This is a genomic window from Commensalibacter communis, from assembly GCF_947179015.1.
Classification (GTDB): Bacteria; Pseudomonadota; Alphaproteobacteria; order Acetobacterales; family Acetobacteraceae; genus Commensalibacter; species Commensalibacter communis.
The window spans coordinates 708,007-732,143 of sequence record NZ_CAMXCM010000001.1; the positions used below are offsets into that span (position 1 = coordinate 708,007).

At 38.1% G+C, this 24,137-nt stretch carries 21 protein-coding genes and 5 tRNA genes; 24 read left to right on the forward strand and 2 right to left on the reverse strand.

What is annotated here, in order from left to right; genetic code table 11:
* Window positions 1–20: 20 nt before the first annotated feature.
* Together PQG54_RS03340 and PQG54_RS03345 are read right to left on the reverse strand one after the other, a co-directional pair.
* Window positions 21–1,451, reverse strand: coding sequence for a DEAD/DEAH box helicase (locus PQG54_RS03340; protein ID WP_271788885.1), 1,431 nt, complete (start codon window positions 1,449–1,451; stop codon window positions 21–23).
* 131 nt (window positions 1,452–1,582) lie between these two features.
* Window positions 1,583–2,029 (reverse strand): hypothetical protein, encoded by a 447-nt coding sequence (locus PQG54_RS03345; RefSeq protein WP_271788884.1) that lies wholly within the window; start codon window positions 2,027–2,029, stop codon window positions 1,583–1,585.
* A gap of 147 nt (window positions 2,030–2,176) precedes the next feature.
* Between PQG54_RS03345 and PQG54_RS03350 the strand changes: the two genes are divergently transcribed.
* The 24 genes from PQG54_RS03350 (at window position 2,177) to nuoL (ending at window position 24,128) form a co-directional block, all read left to right on the forward strand.
* Entirely contained in the window at window positions 2,177–2,746 is a 570-nt protein-coding gene (locus PQG54_RS03350; protein ID WP_271788883.1) for a hypothetical protein, read from the forward strand.
* 121 nt (window positions 2,747–2,867) lie between these two features.
* Complete coding sequence (locus PQG54_RS03355) at window positions 2,868–4,283, forward strand: NAD(P)H-hydrate dehydratase (RefSeq protein ID WP_271788882.1); 1,416 nt, start codon at window positions 2,868–2,870, stop codon at window positions 4,281–4,283.
* A gap of 91 nt (window positions 4,284–4,374) precedes the next feature.
* Window positions 4,375–4,459, forward strand: a tRNA-Leu gene (locus PQG54_RS03360).
* Between the two features lie 114 nt (window positions 4,460–4,573).
* Entirely contained in the window at window positions 4,574–5,905 is a 1,332-nt protein-coding gene (gene tig, locus PQG54_RS03365) for a trigger factor (RefSeq protein WP_271788881.1), read from the forward strand.
* A gap of 175 nt (window positions 5,906–6,080) precedes the next feature.
* Window positions 6,081–6,719, forward strand: a complete 639-nt coding sequence (clpP, locus tag PQG54_RS03370) for an ATP-dependent Clp endopeptidase proteolytic subunit ClpP (protein ID WP_271788880.1) — start codon at window positions 6,081–6,083, stop codon at window positions 6,717–6,719.
* Window positions 6,720–6,789: 70 nt separating this feature from the next.
* Window positions 6,790–8,049, forward strand: a complete 1,260-nt coding sequence (gene clpX / locus PQG54_RS03375) for an ATP-dependent Clp protease ATP-binding subunit ClpX (protein WP_271788879.1) — start codon at window positions 6,790–6,792, stop codon at window positions 8,047–8,049.
* Window positions 8,050–8,377: 328 nt separating this feature from the next.
* Complete coding sequence (gene lon, locus PQG54_RS03380) at window positions 8,378–10,837, forward strand: endopeptidase La (protein ID WP_271788878.1); 2,460 nt, start codon at window positions 8,378–8,380, stop codon at window positions 10,835–10,837.
* A gap of 172 nt (window positions 10,838–11,009) precedes the next feature.
* Complete coding sequence (locus tag PQG54_RS03385) at window positions 11,010–11,297, forward strand: HU family DNA-binding protein (RefSeq protein ID WP_008853656.1); 288 nt, start codon at window positions 11,010–11,012, stop codon at window positions 11,295–11,297.
* Window positions 11,298–11,390: 93 nt separating this feature from the next.
* Window positions 11,391–11,466 (forward strand) — tRNA-Val (locus PQG54_RS03390).
* 67 nt (window positions 11,467–11,533) lie between these two features.
* Window positions 11,534–11,611 (forward strand) — tRNA-Asp (locus PQG54_RS03395).
* A 32-nt stretch (window positions 11,612–11,643) separates the two neighbouring features.
* Window positions 11,644–11,719: transfer RNA gene (locus PQG54_RS03400), tRNA-Val, on the forward strand.
* Window positions 11,720–11,785: 66 nt separating this feature from the next.
* Window positions 11,786–11,863: transfer RNA gene (locus tag PQG54_RS03405), tRNA-Asp, on the forward strand.
* Window positions 11,864–12,553: 690 nt separating this feature from the next.
* On the forward strand, window positions 12,554–12,919 hold the full coding sequence (gene ndhC, locus PQG54_RS03410) for an NADH-quinone oxidoreductase subunit A (protein WP_271788877.1): 366 nt from the start codon (window positions 12,554–12,556) through the stop codon (window positions 12,917–12,919).
* A 59-nt stretch (window positions 12,920–12,978) separates the two neighbouring features.
* A complete protein-coding gene (locus PQG54_RS03415; RefSeq protein WP_271788876.1) occupies window positions 12,979–13,554 on the forward strand; it encodes a NuoB/complex I 20 kDa subunit family protein in 576 nt (191 codons plus the stop codon).
* A 61-nt stretch (window positions 13,555–13,615) separates the two neighbouring features.
* Entirely contained in the window at window positions 13,616–14,212 is a 597-nt protein-coding gene (locus PQG54_RS03420; RefSeq protein ID WP_271789525.1) for an NADH-quinone oxidoreductase subunit C, read from the forward strand.
* A 33-nt stretch (window positions 14,213–14,245) separates the two neighbouring features.
* The gene (locus tag PQG54_RS03425) at window positions 14,246–15,499 is read left to right on the forward strand and encodes an NADH-quinone oxidoreductase subunit D (protein WP_271788875.1); all 1,254 of its coding nucleotides are present in this window, start codon (window positions 14,246–14,248) and stop codon (window positions 15,497–15,499) included.
* A 6-nt stretch (window positions 15,500–15,505) separates the two neighbouring features.
* Entirely contained in the window at window positions 15,506–16,135 is a 630-nt protein-coding gene (locus PQG54_RS03430; RefSeq protein WP_271788874.1) for a complex I 24 kDa subunit family protein, read from the forward strand.
* Window positions 16,125–17,450: an NADH-quinone oxidoreductase subunit NuoF gene (nuoF, locus tag PQG54_RS03435; protein WP_271788873.1), complete on the forward strand. Its 1,326-nt coding sequence runs from the start codon at window positions 16,125–16,127 to the stop codon at window positions 17,448–17,450. The genes PQG54_RS03430 and nuoF overlap by 11 nt, the downstream gene beginning before the upstream one ends.
* A gap of 9 nt (window positions 17,451–17,459) precedes the next feature.
* Window positions 17,460–19,523, forward strand: coding sequence for an NADH-quinone oxidoreductase subunit NuoG (nuoG, locus tag PQG54_RS03440; protein ID WP_271788872.1), 2,064 nt, complete (start codon window positions 17,460–17,462; stop codon window positions 19,521–19,523).
* A 5-nt stretch (window positions 19,524–19,528) separates the two neighbouring features.
* Complete coding sequence (nuoH, locus tag PQG54_RS03445) at window positions 19,529–20,554, forward strand: NADH-quinone oxidoreductase subunit NuoH (RefSeq protein ID WP_271788871.1); 1,026 nt, start codon at window positions 19,529–19,531, stop codon at window positions 20,552–20,554.
* A 1-nt stretch (window position 20,555) separates the two neighbouring features.
* Entirely contained in the window at window positions 20,556–21,044 is a 489-nt protein-coding gene (gene nuoI, locus PQG54_RS03450) for an NADH-quinone oxidoreductase subunit NuoI (protein WP_271788870.1), read from the forward strand.
* 78 nt (window positions 21,045–21,122) lie between these two features.
* A complete protein-coding gene (locus tag PQG54_RS03455; RefSeq protein ID WP_271788869.1) occupies window positions 21,123–21,857 on the forward strand; it encodes an NADH-quinone oxidoreductase subunit J in 735 nt (244 codons plus the stop codon).
* Window positions 21,854–22,174 carry an NADH-quinone oxidoreductase subunit NuoK gene (gene nuoK / locus PQG54_RS03460; protein WP_271788868.1) on the forward strand — a complete coding sequence of 107 codons (321 nt, stop codon included), beginning with the start codon at window positions 21,854–21,856 and terminating at the stop codon, window positions 22,172–22,174. The genes PQG54_RS03455 and nuoK overlap by 4 nt, the downstream gene beginning before the upstream one ends.
* 7 nt (window positions 22,175–22,181) lie before the next feature.
* Window positions 22,182–24,128: an NADH-quinone oxidoreductase subunit L gene (gene nuoL, locus PQG54_RS03465; RefSeq protein ID WP_271788867.1), complete on the forward strand. Its 1,947-nt coding sequence runs from the start codon at window positions 22,182–22,184 to the stop codon at window positions 24,126–24,128.
* The last annotated feature ends 9 nt before the right edge of the window (window positions 24,129–24,137 follow it).

Below are 24,137 nucleotides of genomic sequence, written 5' to 3' on the forward strand. Positions count from 1 at the left end.
TATGTTCTAGCTTAACTTAATTACTTCCGAAAAGGGGATAGCATAAACGCTGGAACAAACTGTCCGAACCCGATGACTGGATTATCGTCATCAGGAATTGCTTGAGATAACGGAACGCGAGGCACGATCGTTTTTTCTTTTTTAAAGTGTTGTTTTTTAGTTGTTTTCTTTTGTTCTTCTTCTTTTGATTTATATTGTTTCTTCGTATCTTGGTCTTTTTCGGTATCGGCCGTTTCTGGTTTATTCAAAGAAATTAAAGGAATAGATTTTTGTATTAATGCTTCAATCGCTTCAATAGTTTCTTTGTCATTATCTGTTGCAATACTATATGCAAATCCAGTTCTTCCCGCACGGCCTGTTCTGCCGATACGATGGACATAATCTTCTGCTTGTCTGGGTAGATCGAAATTGAACACATGAGATAAATTATCAATGTCAATGCCTCTGGCGGCAATATCGGAGCAGACTAAATATTGAATGTCGCCATTTTTGAATTCTTCCATCGTTTTCGTACGATGTTGTTGCGTTAAATCACCGTGCAAGGCACTACTTTGAAATCCATGACGATTTAATGATCGAGTTAAAATATCGACGTCTTTTTTACGATTACAAAAAATAATTGCGTTTTTAACATTGTCATTACGCAATAGTTGACGAAGGGTGGCTCTTTTTCTTTTTTCTGGAACGATTACCAACCCCGATTCAATAGTCGTTGCAACGGAGGAGGGAGGAGCAACGGTAATTTCAGTTGGATTAGATAAAAAAGATTCGGTTAATCTTTTAATTTCTGGAGCCATCGTTGCAGATAGAAGTAACGTTTGTCTGCTTTTAGGTAGGTAGGAAATAATTTTTTCGACGTCTGGGATGAAACCCATATCTAGCATACGATCTGCTTCGTCAATAACCAATATTTTGATTTGGTTTAGGAGAATGGCACCTTTTTCGAACAGATCCATTAATCGTCCGGGTGTTGCAATAATAATATCTACACCACGATTTAATGTGTCTTTTTGTTCGACAATACTTTCGCCACCAACCAATAAGGCGTGGGTTAATTTCAAATACTGACCATATTGTTTCAGGTTTTCAGCCACCTGAATTGCAAGCTCTCTGGTTGGTTCCAAAATCAAGGCGCGAGGCATCCTTGCACGCCCTTTACTACTTGTCAGGATTTCCAAAATAGGTAACGTGAAAGAAGCTGTTTTCCCAGTGCCTGTTTGAGCGATACCAACTAGATCCTGTTTTTGTAGAATGACAGGAATGGCTTGTGCTTGGATCAGAGTGGGTGTTTTATACCCGATTTCATCAACAGCACGCATAATGGATGCTGATAATCCAAGATCACTGAAAAGAACGGGAGACTCCGTTTCCAGAATTTGTGTGTCTGAAATTATGTCTGTTTTTTTTTGGTTAGTTTTTCTAGAGATCGCAGGCAAAGTAGTTTCTACCATTTATGTCAATAAAATGAAAAGAAGTCTTAAGAGATTAAAACTGTAAACTTTTCTTATATTGACATAAAAGGAAAGAATCAATCTTTATATGCTTAACGATCAGATATATATAATTATTTTGTAAAGATATATCAAAAAGCAAGTAAAACTAAGTCAATAATTCCTAAAAATATAATTAATTTTAAAGGATTATTTATTTTTCTAAAGACTTCAGGCTTTGGTCTTAATGCACGGCGAGCAGTGCGATATGCAGATGTAAATACAGAAAATTGTAAAATAATCATTATAACAATAATGGTTAAGGCAGCCCACGCAGACCACGTTATGGTATGAATATCAAATGAGTTACTAAAAAGTAGCAAGGCTTGTGTTAATAACGTGGTAACACCGAAAATCCAGCTAAATTGAAATAGTTTTCTAAGACCTTGAAGTTGTAAAGATGTTTTTTGTGTTGGATCCAGCAGGCTTAAGCAGGATTGTAATCCAAATATATAATAAAACATACTGCCGATCCAAAAGGCAAAACTGATGTGATGAACAGCATTGATAGGTCCCCAATAAAAAGCAATTTGAGACATTATTTTTCCATTTCCAAAATATGATAGCGTATACAACCGAATTATTGAATTTTAATGGTAATATATACAAAGAAAATTAAATTGCGCAGGATTTTATTTATTTTATGTTAGTTTAATATTTTTCATTTTAAATTATTGAAGAAAATTATGAATGAAATCAAAGCATTTGAAAACCTATTAAGCATATTGAAACAACATGATGATCTCAATTTTATTAGAGTGGATAAAACGAATATTGATCCTTCGTATTTGCATAATAACGACATTTTAATAGAGCTGTATAATCAATTTGATTTGTCAAATCTTATTGTTGAAACAGGAATGTCCTCTTTATCATTTATTGATTATTCAAGTCTAAAGCAAAGAAATAACACTTATTCCTTTTCAAGTTTACAAGAAAAAGATTACATTATTTTCATAGAGAAGGTCGGTGGTGGTGAGCCTATTTTGCTTAATTTTAGAGAGAATGTTAGCCCTGCTATATATGCAACATATGATGTATTCGAACCATTTAAAATTGCAGATAATTTAAGTCAATTTATAAACGCTTTGACCGTAATTGTCGACATTGTGTACAATGAGTATGCCATTTACGAAATATACACCAACGATGATTGTGATGAGTTAAAACCAGACTTCTTACCAAAAGTGAAAATGAAACTCTTCCCGATTTTAGGGGAGAATGCTGGTAATTTTATGAAGTATTTTTATGGTTAGCGTGAAGATATAAAAAAATATTAGATATGCGTGACGAGTTCAGAAAGTTAAATTTATCGAAGCTTAAATTACTTATTTAAACTAAAATATATTTATAACGCTCACGGAGAGAATTAAGATCATGACAAAACAGATTTCAGAATTAGCGTTACTAACCCCTTCTCAGATGAATGATATAGATCGAGAAGCTGCCAAAACAACGCCTGTTATACAATTGATGGAAAATGCAGGTTGGGCAGTTACGCGAGAAATTTTGAAACGATATAAACCTTGTTCTGTCTTGGTTTTATGTGGCCCGGGTAATAATGGCGGGGACGGTTATGTTGTGGCACGTTTGTTGGCCAAGGCTGGATGGCCTGTTTATGTTACAGCTATTGCCAAGCCTAAAATGAGGAGTGATGTAGCACGAGTTGCAGGGCAATGGACTGGCACGGTTATAAGTAATTCAGCGTCTTATATTGAAAAGGTAGGATTGGTTATTGATGCAATTTTTGGTGCGGGACTGAATAAAGCGCTTGATTTAGAAATTACGAACCTCTTACGCAAAGCAAAGCATGTGGTTGCGATTGATATTCCTTCGGGAGTGCACGGTGAAACAGGTCAAATTATGGGATATGCTCCACACGCCGAACTAACTGTCACTTTTTTCAGGGCAAAACCAGGGCATTATCTGTTACCTGGTCGTGAGTATGTGGGTGAATTAGTTGTCAAAGATATAGGGATTTCTTCTAATACTTTATCTAAAACATCTACACGATGTTGGTTAAACGAACCTGGGTTGTGGAAAATCCCAACTCACGAAATAACAGATTATAAATATAGTCGCGGCATTGTTAGTATTGTTGGTGGTTCTCAAATGACAGGGGCTGCGAAATTATCTGCACATGCAGCGTTAAATACTGGTGCTGGGTTAGTCCATATTTTTGCTTTGGGGAGTGCCGATTGTTATAGTGCTTCATCCCCTTGTTTTATAGTGGATAAGGATTCGCTTGAAATTGCGCTACAAGATTCGCGTCGAAAAATATGGGTATGTGGGCCAGGATTATTGCCAGAAGAAGTTAATGAAATATTACCAAAGCTAGTTGCAGCCAAGGTTAAAATAATTGCTGATGCGGGTGTGTTCCAATCTAACCAATCCGAGTTGTTAAAAGGAGCATCAATCATTACCCCTCATATTGGTGAATTTAAGCGTGTTTTTGGTGATATTGAAGAAGATAAAGTCAGTGCTGCAAGGTTAGCTGCCCAACAAACTGGGTGTGTGGTGGTTCTGAAGGGGGCTGATACGGTAATTGCATCCCCTGATGGACGGGTGGCAATTAATCAACATGCTTCTTCTCAATTGGCGACGGCAGGTTCAGGGGATACATTGACTGGAATCATTGCGACGTTATTAGCATCAGGGTTGTCCGAGTGGGAATCAGCTTGCGCAGGGGTATGGATCCATGGTGAAGCGGGTTTTTTGTGTGAACATTCTTGGCCAACTGCAGAAGATTTGGCACAAAACCTTGGAAATGCAAGAGATAATGCTGCAAGATAAAAAAAATTCGTTATTTTGTAAAAAATATATGAAAAAGAGGTTGCTCTGAATCAAATAGTGCGTTAATACAACATGCATAAAGCACGGATGTGCGGATGTGGTGAAATTGGTAGACACGCTAGACTTAGAATCTAGTGGCGTGAGTCGTGGGGGTTCAAGTCCCTCCATCCGCACCAAAAAACAAGTTTCTACTAACTTGTTTTTATTGAGTGAAATAAAAAATCCGTTTACAATTATATAAGAACCCGGCTTGGGTAAAATACATTTTGACCGAGAGGATGGCCTAGCTTATGCAGGTTACTGAAACGCTTTCTGAAAGCCTCAAGCGTGGCTTTACAATCGTAATTAAAGAAACTCAACTTGCTGAAAAAAGAAATGCACGTTTAGCAGAGATGGGGCATCAAATGAATATTCCAGGATTCCGTCCTGGTAAGATTCCTTTGGCCGTTGTTAAACAACGTTATGGCGAAACAGTACAGAATGAAGTTCTGAATGATGCTGTTGGAGATGCAGTCAAAACAACCCTTGAAGAAAGAGGTTTGCGCGCAGCTGCTCAACCACAAATTACCCTTAAAGAAGGGTATAAAGAAGGCGATGATTTAGAATTTTCTTTTGAAGTTGAGTTAATTCCTGAATTTGAAGTGCCAGATTTCAAAGGGATCAATTTAACACGTCTAAAAGCTAAACCTGATGATGAAGCTTTGAATAAAGCATTGGAATCAATTGCTCAACGTCAACGTGACTATAAAGATATTGAAGAAAAACGTCCTGCTGCAAAAGGCGATGTTCTTGTTGTTGATTTCGTTGGTAAAGTTGATGGTGTTGCTTTTGACGGTGGCACAGCAGATGATGTTAATGTTGAAATTGGCGGTAGCGGATTTATTCCTGGATTTGCTGAGCAAATCGAAGGCATGACCCCTGGTGAAGAAAAACAAATTACTGTTACTTTCCCCGAAGATTACCAAGCACCTAATCTTGCAGGTAAAGAAGCAACATTCGATATTAAAGCTAAAGGGTTAAAAGAAGCAGTAACCCCAGAAATTAACGATGAATTTGCAAAAAAAGTCGGATTGGAAAGTCTAGATAATTTAAAAGATCTCGTTGGAAAACAAATTTCATCTGAATATGACCAAATGTCTCATATGAGATTAAAACGTGATATTTTGGATGTATTAGCTGAAAAAGTTTCTTTTGAAATTCCAGCAGGTTTATTAGATGCTGAATTTAATCAAATTTGGCAACGTATCGAAGCCGACCGTAAAGAGGGTCGTCTTGATGAAGAAGATAAAGCAAAAGACGAAGAAACGCTTAAAGCAGATTATCGTAAAATCGCAGAACGTCGCGTTCGTTTGGGCTTGTTATTAGTTGAAATTGGACGTTTGAATTCAATTGCAGTTACTGACGAAGAATTAACCCAAGCAATGCGTAGCGAAGCTATGCGTTATCCTGGTAAAGAAAAAGAAGTTATTGAATTCTTCCAAAAAAATCCTCAAGCAATAGATTCTTTGCGTGGTCCAATTTACGAAAATAAAGTTATTGATTATATCTTGGAGCTTGCAACGATTGAAGATAAAGAAGTAACTGCTGAAGAACTTGCTGAAATGCCAGCTTCCAAAGTTTAATTCTTTGTTAAATAAGTAAGATGAATGTCTAGATTTGCGTCTAGACATTTTTTTTTTGCTTTTTGTGCTGTGTTGAATTAAATATCTATTTTGATTATCTATATGTATAAAGTACGCATAATGTATAAATTACACATAGATAAATAAAGTATCGTCTAACTTTAGGAAAAAATTGATGAGGGATTCCCACCCGTTAGAAATTTATGATAATGCACTCGTACCTATGGTTGTTGAACAAACATCAAGAGGTGAGCGTGCATTCGATATCTATTCACGTTTGTTAAAAGAAAGAATTATCTTTTTAACAGGGGCTGTTTATGATCAAGTAGCTTCTTTGATTTCAGCACAGTTGTTATATTTAGAAAGCGTTAATCCCAAAAAGGAAATTTCTTTTTATATCAATAGCCCGGGTGGTGTGGTTTCTGCAGGTTTAGCTATTTACGATACAATGCAATATATTCGTTGCCCTGTCAGCACAGTTTGTATTGGACAGGCAGCTTCTATGGGATCCTTGTTATTGTGTGGCGGCGAAAAAGGTCAGCGCTTCGCGTTACCCAATGCTCGTGTGATGGTGCATCAGCCTTCTGGTGGTGCACAAGGACAAGCAAGTGATATTGAAATTCAAGCAAAAGAAATCCTAGCCATTCGTAAAAGACTAAATGAGATCTATAACGTTCATACGGGTCGAACATTAGAAGAAATTGAGCAACGTCTCGAAAGAGATAGTTATATGTCTGCAGAAGAAGCAAAAGATTTTGGAATTATCGATCAGGTTGTTACAAAGCGTGATACTGATCTGTCTATAGATAAATAATGATTTTCCCTCTTGGTTAAATTCTCTTTAATAAAGTATGTTTGGTGGTTATTAAAGGGTAGGAGTACAAATGACTGATAAGAAGAATGATTCCAAAAATGCACTCTATTGCTCTTTTTGTGGTAAATCTCAACATGAAGTTCGCAAATTAATTGCTGGTCCAACAGTGTTTATTTGTGATGAGTGTGTTGAATTATGCATGGATATCGTGCGTGAAGAAAATAAAACTCAGATCACAAAAGATCAGGGAAGTTTACCTACACCGAAAGAAATATGTAAAATTCTTGATGACTATGTAATTGGACAAGGTGATGCTAAGAAAGTATTGTCTGTGGCAGTTCATAATCATTACAAGCGATTGAATCAAGCTGAAAAGTCTGGTGATGTAGAAATTGCAAAATCTAATATTTTGTTAATTGGTCCAACAGGGACTGGGAAAACATTGTTGGCTCAAACATTGGCTAGAATCCTAGATGTTCCATTTACAATGGCAGATGCAACTACATTAACTGAAGCAGGTTATGTAGGTGAAGACGTTGAAAATATTATTTTGAAGCTATTGCAATCAGCTGATTATAATGTTGAACGGGCTCAACGTGGTATTATTTATATTGATGAAATCGATAAAATTACTCGTAAATCAGAGAATCCTTCGATTACTCGCGATGTAAGTGGTGAGGGTGTACAGCAAGCCTTATTAAAAATTATGGAAGGTACAGTTGCTTCGGTTCCTCCACAAGGTGGGCGTAAGCATCCTCAGCAAGAATTTCTCCAGGTTGATACAACCAACATGCTGTTTATTTGTGGTGGTGCCTTTGCTGGTTTGGATAAGATCATCAGTGCTAGGAGTGTTGGTTATGGTATTGGGTTTGGTGCAGAGGTTCAATCAGCCGACGATCATAATATTGGTGCTCTATTCCGCCAGCTGGAATCAGAAGATTTGATGAAATTTGGATTGATTCCAGAATTTATCGGTCGTTTACCAGTGATCGCCACCCTTGATGATTTAGATCAAAAAGCATTGGTTCAGATTTTAAGAGAACCTAAAAATGCGTTGGTCAAGCAATATCAAAAGCTTTTTGAAATGGAAAATGTTCAACTAACATTTTCTGATGAAGCGGTTGAAGAAATCGCTAACAAAGCGATTGAACGTCGTACTGGGGCTCGTGGATTACGATCAATTTTAGAAACTATTCTGCTTTCAACAATGTTTGAATTGCCTGATTTAAAAGATGTTTCTGAAGTCTTGATAAGTAAAGAAGTGATTAATCGTCAAGCTGAACCTGTTTATGTATATGACAAATCAAAGAAAACCGATAAAACTGCTTGATCTTTGCGTATAATTTGACAAGATAGAAAGGATCTATTTCGGTAGATCCTTTTTTTATTGATATGTTAATAATAACATATCGAAATAAAATTTGCAGGTGGTATTATTGTAATTTTCTGCAATTATGCTTATATTTGAATAGAAGTTATAAATACCGCTTGAGCCTTTAATCAGTGTTACAACATAGCTTTTGAATTTTGCTACTCTTTAGTTAGTCATATTTTCATTAACAAAAAGATATTAATAAAAGGTAATTATTATACAATAAAGCGTGCCAATTTTGGGCGCTTTGTTTTAAAAAGATCGTCCAATGAGGAGGTCATAGTTTATGACAGAAAAAAAAGATAACACTTTGAGCAATGATATTGAAGTGGAACAAACAGATGTACAAGAACAGACAAATTCAGGGTTAATTGCAGTATTACCTTTGAGGGATATTGTTGTTTTTCCTCACATGATTGTTCCTTTGTTTGTGGGACGGGAAAAATCGGTAAAAGCGCTGGAAAAAGTTGAAAGTCAACGCAACCAAATTTTATTGGTTTCTCAAAAAGACGCATCCCTAGAAGATCCAACCGAAAATGATATTTATCATTTTGGTACCGTTGCGTCGATTCTTCAAATTCTAAAGCTGCCAGACGGAACGATTAAAGTTCTAGTAGAAGGATTTCAAAGGGCAAGGGTCAAAACACTTTATGATCGTGAAGCTTTTTTCGAGGCTGATGTTGAGATTATTGAAGAAGTAGATAATGAATCAAACAAAGAGCTTGATGCTTTACAACGAACGGTCACGACTCAATTTGAGCAATATATCAAATTAAATAAATCCATTGCTCCCGAAGTTCTGGTGGCGGTTAATCAGATCGATAATCCTTATAAACTTGTAGATACGATTACCAGCCATTTAAATCTTAAAGTTGCCGATAAACAAACCATTTTAGAGACGATTCCTGTTGAAGAACGTCTTGAAAAGCTACTTGAACATTTGGAAGCAGAGCTAGGGGTTTTACAGGTTGAAAAACGCATTCGAAATCGCGTTAAGAAACAAATGGAAAAAACTCAACGCGAATATTATTTGAATGAGCAAATGAAAGCCATCCAAAAAGAGTTGGGCGAGGGGGAAGATGGCAAAGATGAGTTGTCTGAACTCGAAGAGAAAATTAAAAAGACTCGTTTAAGTAAAGAAGCAAGAGATAAAGCATTATCCGATCTTAAAAAATTGCGCACTATGAGTCCAATGTCCGCAGAAGCGACCGTTGTAAGAAATTATTTAGATTGGATCGTGGGGATTCCTTGGAAAAAACGTTCTAAGATTTCAAGAGATCTAAAAAATGCAGAAAAAATTTTAGATCAAGATCATTACGGTCTAGAAAAAGTAAAAGAACGAATTCTTGAGTATCTAGCGGTTCAAGTTCGAGCCTCCAAACTCAAAGGGCCGATTCTGTGCTTGGTTGGTCCTCCTGGTGTGGGTAAGACTTCTTTGGCACGCTCAATTGCCAAAGCGACGGGTCGTGAATATGTGCGTATGGCTTTGGGCGGTGTACGTGATGAGGCAGAGATTCGTGGCCATCGTCGGACGTATATTGGTGCAATGCCAGGTAAAATCGTACAAGGCATGAAAAAAGCTGGCACTTCGAATCCCTTATTTTTATTGGATGAGATCGATAAGCTTGGTTCAGATTGGCGCGGTGATCCTACCTCAGCTTTATTAGAAGTATTGGATCCAGAGCAAAATTCAACTTTTGCTGATCATTATCTAGAAGTCGACTATGATCTTTCTGATGTAATGTTTATCACAACGGCTAACAGCTACAATATGCCTCAACCATTATTAGATCGTATGGAAATCATTCGTCTTTCCGGATATACAGAGGATGAAAAGGTTGAAATCGCACGTCGTCATTTGATTAAAAAGCAAGGTGAGGCGCATAATCTTAAACCAAAAGAATGGTCTGTATCTGATGATGTGCTTCGTGAGCTGGTCAGAACTTATACGCGAGAGGCTGGCGTTCGTAACTTAGAGCGTGAAATTGCTAAGATTGCTCGTAAGATTGTTCGTAAAATTGTTGTGGGTGAATGCGATCATGTTGCTGTTACTCTTGATAATTTAGAGGATTACGCAGGTGTTAAGCGATTCCGTTATGGTGAAAGTGAAAGTGAAGACTTAATCGGAATTGTGACTGGTTTGGCTTGGACAGAGGTCGGTGGTGATATCTTGCACATAGAAAGTGTGACTGTCCCTGGTAAAGGTCAAATCAAACACACGGGTAAATTAGGCGATGTGATGCAAGAGAGTGTTGTGGCTGCACTTTCTTATGTAAAAAGCCGAGCATTCCAATTTGGAATTAAACCAGAGCTATTTGATAAGAAAGATATCCACGTTCATGTGCCAGAAGGGGCTACTCCTAAAGATGGTCCTTCTGCTGGTGTCGCTATGGCAACCAGCATTGTCAGTGCGATGACTGGGATACCTATCCGTCGTGATGTGGCAATGACAGGGGAAATTACACTTCGTGGTCGTGTGTTGGCAATTGGTGGGTTAAAAGAAAAGTTGCTAGCTGCTTTGCGTGCAGGAATTAAAACGGTTTTCATTCCAAAAGAGAATGAAAAAGATTTGATTGATGTTCCAGAAGTCGTTAAAAGCAATCTAACAATTATTCCTGTTTCTAATGCCGACGAAGTGATTATCAAAGCATTGATTCGTCCATACGAATCTATTGAACCAGATGAAACAGCAGAATCGATAAAAATTGCTGATACATCTGCTCAAGAAGTGCCTTTGACACATTAAAATGTGATGATCTTGCAACCTGGCATGGAATAAATGTAAGAAAAAGCCTGTTGAAGCACAGAGAATGGTTGACGTTCAGCCAAAGTGCTTCAATAGTCTTGAGTATGGATTAATGATACAGTCCAAAAGATATAATTTTTTGTATCCTCACTATAGTGGAAAGATAAAATAAATGGAAAAGCCGCTTAATAAACAAGAACTCGTTGCTGCTGTTGCAGAAAAAGTTGATCTATCAAAAGCAAAATCTGCAGAGGTTGTAGATGCAGTGTTGAGCACAATTGAAGAAACACTTGCTAAAAAACAAGAAGTGCGTCTTGTTGGTTTTGGTAGCTTTGTCACCGCAACACGTAAAGCAGCAAAAGGTCGTAACCCTCGTACAGGCGAAGAGATTGATATTCCAGCATCTATTTCTGTTCGTTTTAAACCTGGGAAATTACTAAAAGAAGCTGTTAGCAAATAGTTTCAAGTTATTTGAAAAAACGACTAGACAGACAACGGCTTCGATGCTATGAAGTCGTTGTTCTGTTAAAAACGTTAAGTTCAAATAGAGCAAGGGCGATTAGCTCAGTTGGTAGAGCATCTCGTTTACACCGAGAGGGTCGGCAGTTCGAGCCTGTCATCGCCCACCATAAAGTTTCAAAGTAAGTGTATTTACTTTGAAATAGTGACTAGTCTGAAAAGACGATAATACCCTGCGCGGGTGTAGCTCAGTTTGGTTAGAGCGTCGGCCTGTCACGCCGAAGGTCGCGGGTTCGAGCCCCGTCACTCGCGCCATTAAAAGTTTGTTATTTTTCTTTAAAAATAATGGGCGATTAGCTCAGTTGGTAGAGCATCTCGTTTACACCGAGAGGGTCGGCAGTTCGAGCCTGTCATCGCCCACCATAAAGTTTTAAGGCAGTGTTAATGCTTTAAAATAGTGACTAGTCTGTAAAGACGATAATACCCTGCGCGGGTGTAGCTCAGTTTGGTTAGAGCGTCGGCCTGTCACGCCGAAGGTCGCGGGTTCGAGCCCCGTCACTCGCGCCATAATAATATATAAATTAAAAGAATCTTATTGATATCAATATAAAATTCCTAATAAAGATATTTACTTTTTTCAATTTGTAATTTTCAGATTTCAAATTTATTTTATGATTTTGGGCATATGGCGTTGTATTCTCAATTATCTGATCTTTAAAAACGGATTTTTTGATGAAGACAAATATCAATTTTTATACAAAGACTATAATGTAAGTCAGTAAGACTGGTATTGATACGAAATAAATTTTGTATAGATGGTTGTGACGCTTTACTAATATTATGTAATACATTTGTCTGTCAGCAAAAACTTAAAATTATTAATAGAAATCCTCGATAGCCTACGAAATCATCAAATTCTAAAAGATTCATTTATTGTAATTATTTGTGAAAAATAAAGAATTTCTAGAAAATTAACGTGAAGGGTTTCGTTATATTAAACTGAATGAACTGTTTAATTGATGAGTGATAAATATTTTATTCGAAGTTATGTAATGAGTTCGACTATAACGTTGATATAGCTATCATTAATGTACATATTTATATTTAAAGAGGTCTGTTTAGTTGATGGATTTTTAATATGTATCTGTAAAAAATACAGATTAGCAGTATAATTTTATTTTATTGTCTGTTATAAGATTAACAATATTCAATATTTGTTGATGATGTTAATTATTATAGAAGCTAAAGAGTTATCTCATGCAAGCTATTTTAGGTAATTATTTACCAGTGCTGATTTTTGGAGTAATTTCATTAATTATAGCATGTGCCATGTTAGGGGCGGCGTTATTTTGTGCCAAACAAAAACCTTATGCTGAAAAAAATTCTCCTTATGAATGCGGATTTCCAGCGTTTGAGGATGCACGCCAATTATTTGATGTTCGCTATTACCTAGTAGGCATCCTATTTACTATTTTTGATCTTGAAATGGTGTTTTTGTTTCCGTGGGCATTAACGCTTTCAAAAATTGGAATGTTTGGTTTTTTTTCAATGCTTGCTTTTCTAGTCGTTTTAACCGTTGGTTTTATATACGAATGGTGCAAGGGCGCATTAGAGTGGGACTAGGTTCACAAAGAGTAAGTGCGTAACTATTAAACAGATTTATATCTGTAAATGAGATTGTGATGAATCAGAATACAACAGAAAACTCTGGTCTTGAAAAAGTCTATTGGAATCAGGATGCTTTGCCGCCAGGGTCAGAGCAAGATGCCGTTATAAAAGGTATTACTGGGGCAATTACAGACAAAGGGTTTGTGGTTGCAAAGCTGGATCAATTAATTAACTGGGGCAGAACAGGCAGTCTTTGGCCGATGACTTTTGGGTTGGCTTGTTGTGCTGTTGAGATGATTCATGCTTATATGCCAAGATATGACTTAGATCGTATGGGGGTTGTTCCGATGGGATCGCCTCGTCAAGCAGATGTAATGTTAGTTGCAGGAACCGTAACCAATAAAATGGCTCCTGCTTTAAGACGTCTGTACGATCAAATGTCTGAGCCTCGTTGGGTTTTGTCTATGGGGTCTTGTGCGAATGGGGGGGGATATTATCATTATTCTTACTCTGTCGTCAGAGGGTGTGATCGTATTATTCCTGTTGATGTTTACGTACCAGGTTGCCCACCAACGGCAGAAGCTTTGATTTACGGGATTATGTTGCTCAAGAAGAAAATTCAACGGACAGGGACAATTATTCGTGGTTGATCATATTGATACATATAATAGAAGCTATGTAAATACACCTCGTTTGGAGGCGATTGGTTTTATGTTATGTACCTCTGTCAAAGGGGTTATTAAAACTGATTTTGAGCAAGATGAGCTTGTTGTTCTGGTTGAATTAGATCATCTTGTGGATTTGCTTATTTTGCTCAAAGAGCACCCCTTATGTCGTTATGAACAATTAATGGATTTGTGCGGTGCCGATTATCCGCAACGTGCAGATCGCTTTGATATTGTTTATAATCTACTATCTGTTTCATTAAATCAACGCATTCGAGTAGTTACGCATACCGATGAGCAAACTCCTGTTCCTTCTGTTCGTAATTTATGGAAATGTGCAGATTGGTGGGAACGCGAATGTTATGATATGTTTGGCGTTTTATTCTCTGGTCAACCTGATTTGCGTCGTATTTTAACAGATTATGGTTTTGATGGTCATCCTTTACGCAAAGATTTTCCTTTAACAGGATATGTTGAGGTGCGCTACGATGCTGATCAAAATAAAGTGGTTTATGAACCTGTTAAACTAACACAGGATATGAGAGATTTTGACTTTGACTCTCCTTGGGAAGGCTTAGTTACCTTGCCAGGTGATGAAAAAATTCATGAGAAACGTCAAAATATTAAGCCGTATTCTTTGTAATAACATGCAGTGTAGTCGGCAAAAGGATATTTGATGAGTAGTGAAGTTTTAAAAAAAGAATTGGCAACCAAAACAGAGGAATTAAATGCTCAAGTAAAGCAAAATATTTCTCAAGTTTTATCTGGTGATTCTCATACGTTGAATTTTGGCCCTCAACATCCATCTGCACATGGTGTACTACGTGTTGTGATGGAATTAGAAGGGGAAGTTATCAAGCGTGCAACACCGCATATCGGTTTGTTACATCGTGGAACGGAAAAATTACTTGAGCATAAAGCGTATCATAAAGGTTTGCCTTATTTTGATCGTCTAGACTATGCTTCACCAATGAGTGAAGAGCATGCTTATGTTCTTGCAACTGAAAAGTTATTGCGTGTTGATGTGCCTGATAGGGCAAAATGGATACGCGTTTTATTTGCAGAAATTACCCGTATTTTGAATCACCTGTTGAACGTAACGGCGATGGGCTTGGATTGTGGTGCGATGACACCAGCATTATGGGCTTATGAAGAGCGCGAAAGATTAATGGAATTTTATGAAGGCGTATCTGGTGCACGCTTTCATGCTAATTACTTCCGTCATGGCGGTGTGGCAAAAGATTTGCCAGCTGGTATGGAAGATAAAATCGGTAAATGGGTTCAACATTTTCCAAAGATTGTTGACGACATAGAGGGTCTTTTAACCAATAATCGTATTTGGAAACAAAGAACGGTTGGTATTGGCGTTTGCACAACTGAGGAAGCATTATCTTGGGGCTTTTCAGGTCCCTGTTTGCGTGCGTCTGGTGTGCCATGGGATTTGCGTCGTTCTCAACCTTATGATAATTATAATAAGGTTGAATTCCAAGTTCCAGTTGCCCGCCAAGGTGATTCTTATGATCGGTATTTAATCAGAATTATCGAGATGCGTGAAAGTGCAAAAATCATTGAACAATGTTTAAATAAAATGCAACCTGGCGCAATTAAGGTTGAAAACGAAAAGATTTCACCACCAAAGCGTAAAGATATGAAGCATTCTATGGAAGCTTTAATTAATCATTTTAAACTTTATAGTGGCGGGTTCCATGTTCCTGCTGGGACAACATACACAGCAGTAGAAAGTCCCAAAGGGGAATTTGGAGTTTATTTGGTTGCGGATGGTGGAACAAAACCATATCGTTGTAAAATACGCCCAACTGGTTTCTCTCATTTGCAAGCATTGGGTGAGTTGTCGCATCGTCATATGTTGGCTGATATGGTGGCGATTATTGGCTCTATGGATTTGGTTTTTGGTGAAGTGGATAGATAGGGCGTTATGTCAGAGAAATCTATGAATATACAACCTGCTGAATTTACTTTCGATCAGGAAAGCGAACAGCAAATTGAAAAAATACTAGCAAAATATCCAGCTGCACGAAAAGCTAGTGCTGTTATTTCGTTATTATACGTGGTTCAAAATCAGATGAATCGTGAAACCAAAAGTGCATGGGTTCCAAAGGTTGCGATGTCTGTCGTTGCAAAACGCTTAGAAATCTCACCTGTGCGTGTTTTCGAAGTTGCAACATTTTATACAATGTTCAATTTGGAACCTATTGGTCAGTATCATCTGCAAGTTTGTGGAACAACGCCTTGTTGGTTGCGAGGTTCAGATGACATTGTTACGGCTTGTAAAAATGCAACTGGGATTAAGGAATTTGGGCAAACCAGTGATGATGGTATGTTTACACTTTCCGAGGTTGAATGTTTAGGTGCGTGTGCGAATGCGCCAATTTTGCAGGTTGATCATGATTATTATGAAGATATGACGGCAGAGAGCACGACTAAATTAATTGACCTATTGCGACAAGGGAACAAGCCTGCACATGGTTCAATGATTGATCGTTTTAACTCTGCACCCATAGGTAAGAAATTTTCACAAAATACAGAGGCCAAAGATGTTAAGTGATAAGGATCGTATTTATCTTAATTTACATGGCCAAGATGATTGGAAATTGGCAGGCGCACGCCGCCGAGGTGATTGGGATAATACAAAAGATATACTTGCTTTGGGACGTGAAACAGTTATTAAAACTGTTATTGATTCTGGTTTACGTGGTCGTGGTGGTGCAGGGTTCTCTACTGGGTTAAAGTGGTCTTTTATGCCTAAAAATGAAGGTCCACTACCCCATTATCTTGTTATTAATGGTGATGAGTCTGAACCAGGCACGTGTAAAGATCGTGAAGTCATGCGGCATGAACCCCATAAAATTGTTGAAGGTGCTTTATTGGCTTCTTTTGCAATTGGGGCTCACACTGCGTATATTTATATTCGTGGTGAATATTATAATGAAGCAAATCGGTTGCAGGTTGCGATTGATGAGGCTTATGAAGCAGGTTTGATCGGAAAGAATGCCTGTGGCAGTGGTTGGGACTTTGACTTTTATATTCACCGTGGTGCAGGAGCTTATATTTGTGGTGAAGAAACGGCTCAGCTTGAAAGTTTGGAGGGCAAAAAAGGGCAACCTCGCCTTAAACCACCTTTTCCTGCAGGTAAAGGATTATACGGCTGTCCAACAACCATTAATAACGTCGAAAGTATTTCTGTAACACCAACAATTTTGCGCCGTGGATCTGCCTGGTTTGCAGGAATTGGTCGTCCAAATAATACCGGACCGAAATTAATGGCTATTTCTGGTCATGTAAACACGCCTTGTGTTTTTGAAGAGGCTTTGGGTCTACCAATCAAAGATGTTATTGAAAAGCATGGTGGTGGTGTTCGTGGTGGATGGGATAATTTATTAGCAGTTATTCCAGGTGGTACTTCAATGCCAATGTTAAACAAAGAAACCTGTGAATCTACTCTATTCGACTTTGATGGTTTACGAGATGCTGGCTCTGGTTTAGGGACTGCATGTATGGTGGTGATGGATAAATCAACGGACATTATTCGTGCAGTAACATTGCTTTCAAAATTTTATAAGCATGAAAGTTGTGGACAATGTACACCATGTCGTGAAGGTTCAATCTGGGTTCTGAAAGTTATGCAACGCATGACCGAAGGGCGTGCAGAAATTGAAGAAATTGATATGTTGATGGATGTTACCAAAAACATTGAAAACACAACAATTTGTGCAATGGGAATGTCAGTTGCTTGGCCTGTTCAAGCATTAATTCGTAATTTTCGCCCTGTAATGGAACAACGGATTATGGATTATAAAAAATCACGTGGTGGGGCCTCACAAATCCAGGTTCCAGGTGATGCGGCAATAGGGAGCTTTTAGGTAAGGGATATGGCAAAAGTAATCGTAGATGGTATTCCTGTAGAAGTACCAAATGGTTCTTCTGTATTGCAAGCTTGTGAAGCTGCAGGGAAGGAGATTCCTCGTTTTTGTTATCATGATAAGCTATCCGTTGCGGGTAATTGCAGAATGTGTATGGTGGAGATTACGGGCGCTCGCAAACCGTTAGTTTCTTCTTGTTCTCATCCTGTTATGGAAGGGATGCATGTCACAACAGATTCTGAAACGATCCGAACAGCACGACGAAGCACGATGGAGCTTTTGTTAATAAACCATCCTTTGGATTGTCCAATTTGCGATCAGGGTGGTGAGTGTGATTTGCAGGATCAAGCAGTTGGATATGGACGGGATTGTTCACGTTATACTGATGAAAAGCGTGCTGTAGTTGATAAATATATGGGTCCATTGATCCGCACCGTGATGACACGTTGTATTCAATGTACACGTTGTATTCGCTTTACCAATGAAATTGCTGGGACGGCTGAACTAGGCGGTATTTATCGTGGTACTAGTTTAGAAATTACCCCTTTTATTGAACAAAGTTTAGTATCAGAGCTTTCTGGCAACTTGATTGATGTATGTCCAGTTGGTGCGTTAACATCTAAACCAACAGCGTTCCACTATCGTTCGTGGGAATTAAAAAATACAGATTCTATTGATGTCGTTGATGCAGTTGGCACAAATATCATGTTGCAAATACGTGGTAATGAAGTTATGCGTGTGTTGCCCCGCAAAAATGACGATGTGAACGAGGAGTGGCTTTCTGACAAAGGACGTTTTTCTTTAGACGGTCTTAAGCGCCGTCGCCTTGATCGTCCATGGATCAAAAAGAATGGGAAACTTGTTGAAGCTTCCTGGACTGAGACCATCCAATATGTTGCGGATAAATTAAAAACAGTTGCAGCAGATCGTATTGGTGCCATTGCCGGTGATTTGTGTGATGCTGAAAGTATGTTGGCATTAAAACATTTGGTAAATGGATTAGGATCTGCAAATACAGATTGTCGTCAAGACAATGCGTATTATGATATCTCTGAACGCGGCAATTACGTGTTTAATAGCTCAATTGCAGGGATAGAAGATGCGGATGCTTTATTAGTAATTGGTTCATTTCCAAGGCAAGAAGCGCCTGTATTAAATGCGCGTATTCGTAAACGTTGGTTATCTCTAACAGAACAATTCCCAATCGCTTATATTGGAGAGCTTCCTGATGATCCAACTTATAAAATAGATCATCTAGGTGAAAGCCCAGAGCTAATTAACGAACTATTAGCTGGCAATCATGCGTTTGTAGACATTTTGAAAAATGCAAAACGTCCAATGATTATTTTAGGGCATGGTGCGTTGATCCGCCCTGATTCCAAGGTCATTTTCGAAAAAACGATGGCATTGGCAAATGCAATTGGTGCAGTTTCTGAAGATTGGAATGGATTTAATATCTTACACCATGCAGCATCTCGCGTTGCAGGTCTTGATTTAGGCTTTATCCCTCAAGGACAAGGTAAAGATGTTGCTGCTATGATAAATGGTGGTGTTGATGTATTGTGGATGTTGGGTGCTGATGAAGTGGACATTTCTACACTAAGCCCTGAATGTTTTGTTATTTATCAAGGGCATCATGGAGAAAGAGCAGCATCTCGTGCAGATGTGATTTTACCAGGTGCTACCTATACAGAAAAATCAGGCACTTATGTAAATACAGAAGGGCGTGTCCAACGTAGTTTCCGTGCAATTTGTCCTCCAGGCGAAGCAAAAGAAGAATGGTCAGTGATTTGCTCAATTGGTCAAGCTTTAGCTGTTGAACAACCTTATCAAAATTTAGAAACATTGCGGCAATATATGACAGAGGTGAATCCAGTTTTCGCACAATGCGGATTGGTTAAAAATTCTGTGGCTGTTTCTGTTGGTGATGGTGCGCAGGGAAACTTTGAAAAACAACCACTTACAGCTGTTATCTCAGACTATTTCTTAACGAATTCTATCAGTCGGGCAAGTTTGACAATGAACGAATGTTCGAAGTTGCGATATGCACCTTCGGCTGAGGCAGCGGAGTAATCGACGTGGAACATTTCTTTTTACATACGATGGTTGGATCGATTATTCTGATTGTTTTAAAAGTCCTTGCTGTCTTAGTTCCCTTACTGATTGGGGTTGCTTATCTGACTTGGATCGAACGTAAAGTATTGGCTGCAATTATGCTGCGTAAAGGGCCGAACGTGGTTGGGCCTTTTGGGTTATTGCAACCATTTGCTGATGCCGTGAAAATGATTTTCAAAGAAACCATTATTCCTGCAAAAGCAAATAGAGTTCTTTTCTTCATTGCGCCTATTCTTGGATTTTCGCTTTCTATGCTTGCTTGGGCTGTTATTCCAGCGAATGACGGTTGGGCAGTTGCGAATTTAAATATTGGTATTTTATATCTACTAGCTATTTCTTCAGTTAGCATTTATGCAACATTGCTTGCAGGTTGGGGATCAAACTCAAAATATGCATTGCTTGGTGCGATGCGTGCTGCTGCTCAGATGATTTCTTATGAATTAGCAATGGGGCTGGTGATTGCTTCTGTGTTATTATTGGTTGGTAGTGCCAATTTGAATGACATTGTGTTGGCACAACGTCATGTTTGGTTCTTTTTACCAATGTTTCCTATGTTCATCATTTTCTTTATTTCTTGTTTAGCAGAAACAAACCGACCACCATTTGATTTTGCTGTTGGTGAAAGTGAATTGGTTGCAGGATTCTTTGCAGAATATTCATCCATGGCATTTGGTTTATTTTTCTTGGCTGAATATGGGAATATGATTTTAATGTCAGCCATTATCAGTATTTTATTTTTAGGTGGTTGGTTACCTCCACTTGATTATGTTCCATTTACATGGATCCCAGGACCTTTCTGGTTAATTATTAAGATTTTGATCTGCTTGTTCTGCTTTATTTGGGTCAGAAGTGCTTTCCCAAGATATCGTTATGATCAATTAATGCGCCTAGGTTGGAAAGTATTCTTGCCATTTACATTAGCTTGGGTTGTGTTGACTGCAGGATTTATGATGGCTACGGGCATTGGTATTTATGGAGGAGCAGCTTAAAATGGGGTTTATCGATAGAACCGCGCGATCCTTTTTGTTGTCGGAGTTGCTGACTGGCTTAGGGATCACATTACGTTACTTTTTTAAACCAAAAGCAACGATTAATTATCCTTACGAAAAAAGCCCATTGTCTCCTCGCTTTCGTGGAGAGCATGCGTTACGTCGTTATGCAAATGGTGAAGAACGTTGTATTGCTTGTAAACTTTGTGAAGCGACATGTCCTGCCGAAGCAATTACAATTGAATCAGAGTCAAGAAATGACGGTTCAAGAAGAACTACGCGATATGACATTGATATGACCAAATGTATTTATTGTGGTTTATGTCAAGAAGCCTGTCCTGTGGATGCGATTGTTCAAGGACCAAATTACGAGTTTGCAACCGAAACCAGAGAAGAGTTGATGTATAATAAACAAAAATTATTATCCAATGGCGATCAATGGGAAAGTGCTTTGGCACTTCGGTTGGAACAGGATGCCCCTTATCGGTAGGTGGGAATTAATAACAATGATGGATAACATGTTTTTATTACAAATAGGCCTTGTGCCCCTACACAAAGGATCTGGGGCATGATGCCAATTATTCTTTTTTATATTTTTGCAGTGATTTTGCTGTTATCAGCCGTGATGGTTGTTATTTCTCGCAATTCTGTTCATGCTGCTCTGTTTTTGGTTCTAGCGTTTTGTAACGCCTCAGGATTATTTCTGATTGCTGGTGCTGAATTTTTGGCGATCTTACTGATTGCGATTTACGCTGGTGCAGTGATGATTTTGTTCCTTTTCATTGTCATGACCATGCAAACCAATCTGGTTCAGCTTAAGGAGGGAATGCAACATTATTTGCCTGTTGGTTTTTGTATCGCTATTGTGTTAGTTGTAGAGTTAATTATTGTTGCAATTAACTGGCATATAGACCCAAATGTTGCGGAGGCTGCACGTCAACCTTTATTGCAAAACATGTCGAATACCAAGGCTTTAGGTTCATTAATTTATACAAATTATATTTTCTTGTTCCAGATGGCTGGTTTAGTTTTATTGGTTGCGATGATTGGCGCCATTGTTTTGACCCTGCGTAAGCGTCCAACTAACCGTAGACAGGTTGTTGCTCGTCAACATATGCGTGAACCTAATCAGACATTGGAAATGCGTTCAGTCGAATTGAATAAAGGAGTTGATGATTTGGGCGGCTATTTAAGACCAAAAGAAACTTACTATGGCATTGCTCAAGAGGATTCATTCGGACCAAAGCCTGGAGATAAGATGGATATCACAGAAAAAAGACAAGAACGGGAGCAATCAAAATGAATATTTTGAATACTGTAGGGCTTGCTCCTTATTTAATTGTAAGTGGGCTTTTGTTTACAATTGGTTTGTTTGGCATTTTTGCAAGTAGAAAGAATTTAATTGTTATTTTGATGTCAATTGAATTAATGCTTTTGTCTGCTAATCTTAATTTAATTGCTTTTTCTTCAGCTTTAGAAAATTTGACGGGTCAAGTTTTGGTTATGTTTACTTTAACCGTCGCTGCAGCTGAGTCTGCAATTGGTTTGGCAATTGTGATGGTTTACTATCGAAATCGTCATTCTGTCGAAGTTCAAGATGCAACGATGATGAAAGGGTAACAAGAAAATGGCACCGATAACATCGTCGTTGTTTGCAATATCTGTCTTTGCCCCTTTGGGTGGATTTTTAATTGCAGGTTTATTAGGTAGAGTTCTTGGCGATAATTTTGCTAAATTTATTGCTATTTTAGGAATGTTGATTGCAGTTGTGTTCTCATGGTGTGTATTGGGAAACATGTTGCATTCTGGTATTAGCAGTACGATAGTACCATTATTTGATTGGATCCATGCTGGTAGTTTTAACGTCAGCTGGTATCTAAGAATGGATATGCTTTCAGTATCCATGTTAACCATGGTTACAAGTGTGTCTTTGCTCGTGCATATTTACAGCATTGGTTACATGTCTCATGAAACCATGCCAACTTATCGTTTCTTTGCATATTTATCATTATTTACGTTTAGTATGTTAATGTTGATTACCTCAGATAATTTAATTGAATTATTCTTTGGTTGGGAAGCTGTTGGTTTATCCAGTTATTTATTGATTGGATATTGGTATACACGTCCTTCAGCTGTTGCAGCAGCGATTAAAGCATTTGTCGTAAACCGTATTGCTGATTTGTTCTTTCTTATTGGTATTTGCGTATTATTTATACTATCTGGTTCTGTATTTTATGATGATATTTTTCATAAAATTCCTGAACTGGCGAATACACAATATCATTTGTTTAGTTACGGTTTTCAAGCTTATGAATTTATTGCATTATTACTATTTATTGGGGCAATGGGCAAATCGGCTCAATTATTCTTACATGTTTGGTTACCTGACGCGATGGAAGGCCCAACACCTGTATCTGCATTAATTCATGCTGCAACCATGGTTACAGCGGGTATCTTCTTAATGGCACGTATGTCACCATTAGTTGAATTTGCACCACATGTTAAAATGTTCATTGTTATTATGGGTGCAACGACGGCATTCTTTGCTGGAACGGTGGCACTGGCTCAACCTGATATCAAAAAGTCAATTGCATATTCCACTTGTTCTCAATTAGGGTATATGTTCGTGGCTGTTGGTGTTGGCGCGTATCAAGTTGCAATGTTCCATTTGACAACACATGCTTTTTTTAAAGCGTTACTGTTCCTTGGTGCAGGTTCTGTTATTCATGCATTACATGACGAGCAAAATATGTTCAAAATGGGTGGTTTATCAAAGAAATTACCTGCGACTTGCTTGTTAATGTGGATCGGTTGTTTAGCATTAGGTGGGATTTTCCCTTTTGCAGGATATTGGTCTAAAGATGCTATCTTAGAAGCTGCTTGGATGTCAGGGAGTACCGTTGGTTATTATGCTTGGATTATGACAGCGATTACTGCATTCTTAACGGCGTTTTATAGCTGGCGTATACTATTTTTGGTATTTCATGGTAAGCCAAGAGATCAAAAAATATATGACCATGCGCACGAATCTTCTTTTGTAATGACTTTGCCTATGTGTGTTTTGGCAACAGGGGCCACAATTGGTGGATTTACTTTAGCGCCATATTATATTGGAAAATACCAATTGGCTTTTTGGAATGATTCTATTTTTAATGCGCCAACAAATCATATTATGACCTTGATGCACCATGCACCTTATCTAATTGCAAAAGCTCCCTTGGCTCTTGGTATATTAGGGATTATTGTTGCGTTTATATGTTATATTGCAGCTCCTAGAATACCTGTTATTATGGCTTCTGGATTAAAGGGAATTTATCAATTCTTATTAAATGCATGGTATTTTGACAAATTATATGATTTTATTTTTGTTCGCCCATATATTGCGTTATCCAAAATATTGTGGAAAGTGGGAGATCAAGAAATTGTAGAAGGAATGCCTGTTGCTGTTGCACGGATTACAGATCGTTCAGCAAAAGGGATTTCTTGGATACAAAATGGATCTTTTGCTTTTTATGCGTTTACCATGGCAATTGGGTTGGTGGTGGTTCTTGCCACTTTCCTGATCTATCATTGATTTTAGAAA